The sequence below is a fragment of the Mesorhizobium sp. B2-4-14 genome, from assembly GCF_006442155.1.
Taxonomy (GTDB): Bacteria; Pseudomonadota; Alphaproteobacteria; order Rhizobiales; family Rhizobiaceae; genus Mesorhizobium.
On the sequence record NZ_VFVA01000076.1, the window covers coordinates 1 to 3,072 of the forward strand.

The window sequence follows — 3,072 nt, forward strand, 5'->3', positions numbered from 1 at the left end:
ACCTTAGCAGGAACGCAAATGAGATTTGGAATCCGATATGCGCGATCCACGGTTTGTCAACGCCTGCTCTTTGCAATCTGCAAAACGCAGCCATTCCCAAGACCGGCCATTGGGGTTTCACGACGATCGGACGAAGTGACGCCGCTCACTTCGTGGCCCTTAATCGTTGCACCAACACGGTTGAGACGCGGCCAATCTGGATCGAAATGACGAATACGATGGGCGCATAGACCCGTGCATTCCATCCTTCGGCCTTGCAGAATTTTACAAGCAATAGAGCCAACGGAAGCCCCACCAGAAGCATGCCAAGAGCCTGCGGACGTCTCTTTCTGAGGTTCGATATGTGCCTCTTGGTCTGGGGTCATTTCCTCAACCTCACGCCAGCGTCACCGCCATTGTCAATAGTAGTAGCAGCGCCAGCGACCGCACCAGTATGCTGGATAGCGGTACCGGGGCGAGCTCGCGATCGCTGCTGCGGCAAGACCTATGGCGGCAGCGCCGAGAACCGCATTGGCCACCGCTTGATTATTCTGAGCGGTTTGCTGCTCTCTTTCTCCGTACATGTAGAACATGCATCTGGTATAATCCTGCGAGCCGGGCTTGTAGCCAAACATGCTGCATTTCTGCCCGTCCTGGACTTGGTGGGCAGCAGTATATTGAGTGGTAGATTGGCAGCCGGCAAGGATGGCGCAAAGGAAAAGCGTGGCGAATACTCGCATAACACCCCCCAAAAATTGCCGCTCCATATACAGCATCGCTTAAGCGACGCTTCATTACAACTGTTTAATTTTAGTACGCAATCGAAACAAGGCGCAAGCCGTGCCAGATAGCGTGACCGTATCAATCGGTCAGCTTCTCCACCGTGGCGATGATTGCTTTGGCAAGCGCCTCGGCCTCATGGATCGGGGCCGGCCCATAGAGCGCATTGACCATTTCTCGGCTGGGCAGCACGCCGGCCGGACAGGTAGCCTCGATCGCCATTCTGATTAAGCCAAGGGCCTCATCGCAGTCCTCGGCCGGGATCATTATAGTGGGCCGGGCGCGAGCCTGCTCGAACGTCTCCCACTCATCGTTTGGCAAGGCTGCTCCCTCCTGTCGCGAGATTCGCAACGTGCGATCGGTCGCCTTGTTTCAGCCGCTATTTCCCGATTCGGAACAATTTTAGCTAAAGCTAATTGAATTGAACCGGGTTTTGCGAGTGAGTGATGCGTCTGAAGTTCATCAAGCCGATGGAACCCGATCTGGTGGACGCCCCGCCCCAGGGCGATGAGTGGATCCATGAGATCAAATTCGATGGGTACCGCACCCAAGTCATCAAGGATGATGATGGGATTCGGCTGATCACCAAGAATGGCTACGATTGGACGGGCCGCTATAGCCAATTGGCCGGAGAAGCGGCGGCAATCGAGGCACGAGACTTCATCATCGATGGCGAGGCGATCACGGTCAATGAGGCCGGCCTCTCCGACTTCCACGCATTGCAAACCGCCGTCACCAGCCGCAAGCCGTCTCGCGACCTGTATCTGGTAGCGTTCGATCTCCTGCACCTAAACGGGCACAATTTGCGCGACATGCCGGTAGAAGACCGCCGCGATATCCTCCAGGCGTTGATACCGGACGATGGCCGCATTCAGTTCAGCGAAGCAATGCCCGGAACCGGTGATGCCGTCTATCACCTTGTGGACCAGGCCGGCCTGGAGGGCATGGTTTCAAAGCGCAAGGGCAGCGCCTATCGCAGCGGCCCAACGATGAACTGGCGCAAGATCAAATGCTTCACCGAAAGGGATCTTGAAATCATCGGCGTGAAGCGAGAGGCCGGCAAGCCCGCGATGGCGCTCCTGGCCGAGAACGGCCGCTATGTCGGCGGCGCCTTCATCACTATGAACCGCGAGATCCGGGAACGGCTGTGGAACCGTGTGCAGGGCAAGGTCGGCGCGTTGGCGCCGATAGGCCTGGCCAAGGAAAAGGCCGAATGGCTAAAGCCGGGCCTGCTCGGCCGCGTGAGGTTCCTGAAAGGCGAGGAGAAGCTACGTCACGCCTCGCTCAAGGACTTTCGGGAGGATGATCACAATTCGGGGAAAGGCGACTGAAGCCTTCCGGTGTGGGCGCTGCGCTAAGACCCGCTGCTGTTCACAGTGTTGCCGATCGTCTTGAACTTGACGTTAAGGGCATTGCCCAAGGCGCCAGCGCCAGTGTGACGATGGCGAGTGCCACCAAAGCCCCGATCAGAGCATATTCGATTGCCGTAGCGCCGGCCTCGTCTCGGATAAACCGAATAAGTGTTTGCATGGTCAAACCTCCTATATAAGCTAGAGATAATACGCGCTCGACCTTGCCGCCTGGTTAAGATCGCAAAAAAGCGAGCCGGCTGCGCCTATGGGCCACGTGAAAGCACTTGGCTGAATGACCACCCGGGCTCTGAATTTTTTGCATAAATGGCTGGAAGAAAACGTTCCTGAAAACCTTTCGACGCATCCTCGTTTGATAAACGACGATCGCGTCTCAGGAAGTGGTGTAGCTGACGGCGCTGGTCGCCGCGCTCTCCGGCAGGAAGCCGGGTTGATCAGCGCGCCACGGCTGGCAGGCTGATGAGGGGATCATCGCTGATCTGGCTGATGTTCTCAAGGGTCATGTATCGGGCCCGCTGCACCGCCCATTCATCGTTCTGCTCGAGCAGCAGCGCACCGACGAGGCGGACGATGGCGTTGTCGTTCGGGAAGATGCCGACCACGTCGGTTCGGCGCTTGATCTCGCCGTTGAGACGCTCGATCGGATTCGTGCTGTGAAGCTTGGCCCGATGCTCCTTGGGGAAGGTCATGTAGGCCAGCACGTCAGGTTCGGCGTCGTCCATGATGGTGGCGAGCTTGGGCACCTTCGGCCGGATCTGATCGGCGACGGCGCGCCATTGCGTGCTTGCGGCCTCCGGCGTCTCCTGGGCAAAGGCGGTGGCGATGAAGGCCGAGACGACGCGGCGGCCGCTCTTGCCGGCGTGCGTCAGCACGTTCCTCATGAAGTGGACCCGGCAGCGCTGCCATGTGGCTGAGAGCACCTTGGTCACGGCGGCCTTCAGAC

Annotated in this window: 5 protein-coding genes and 1 pseudogene; 2 read left to right on the forward strand and 4 right to left on the reverse strand. The window is 58.3% G+C overall.

Going from position 1 to position 3,072, the window contains the following annotated elements; translation table 11 throughout:
* A partial coding sequence (locus tag FJ938_RS29725; protein WP_210243435.1) for a hypothetical protein occupies positions 1–230 on the forward strand: 230 nt, incomplete at its 5' end.
* A 168-nt stretch (positions 231–398) separates the two neighbouring features.
* Here FJ938_RS29725 and FJ938_RS29160 read toward each other — a convergent pair.
* Both FJ938_RS29160 and FJ938_RS29165 read right to left on the reverse strand, forming a co-directional pair.
* A complete protein-coding gene (locus FJ938_RS29160; protein WP_140700098.1) occupies positions 399–614 on the reverse strand; it encodes a hypothetical protein in 216 nt (71 codons plus the stop codon).
* Between the two features lie 226 nt (positions 615–840).
* On the reverse strand, positions 841–981 hold the full coding sequence (locus FJ938_RS29165; RefSeq protein ID WP_246673599.1) for a hypothetical protein: 141 nt from the start codon (positions 979–981) through the stop codon (positions 841–843).
* A gap of 224 nt (positions 982–1,205) precedes the next feature.
* Here FJ938_RS29165 and FJ938_RS29170 point away from each other — a divergent pair, with 224 nt between their 5' ends.
* A complete protein-coding gene (locus FJ938_RS29170; RefSeq protein ID WP_140700101.1) occupies positions 1,206–2,090 on the forward strand; it encodes an ATP-dependent DNA ligase in 885 nt (294 codons plus the stop codon).
* A 23-nt stretch (positions 2,091–2,113) separates the two neighbouring features.
* Here the strand turns inward: FJ938_RS29170 and FJ938_RS29175 are convergent.
* Both FJ938_RS29175 and FJ938_RS29185 read right to left on the reverse strand, forming a co-directional pair.
* Positions 2,114–2,289: pseudogene (locus FJ938_RS29175) on the reverse strand (Flp family type IVb pilin).
* 274 nt (positions 2,290–2,563) lie between these two features.
* On the reverse strand, positions 2,564–3,072 hold a 509-nt coding region (locus FJ938_RS29185; RefSeq protein WP_181169216.1), incomplete at its 5' end, for a transposase.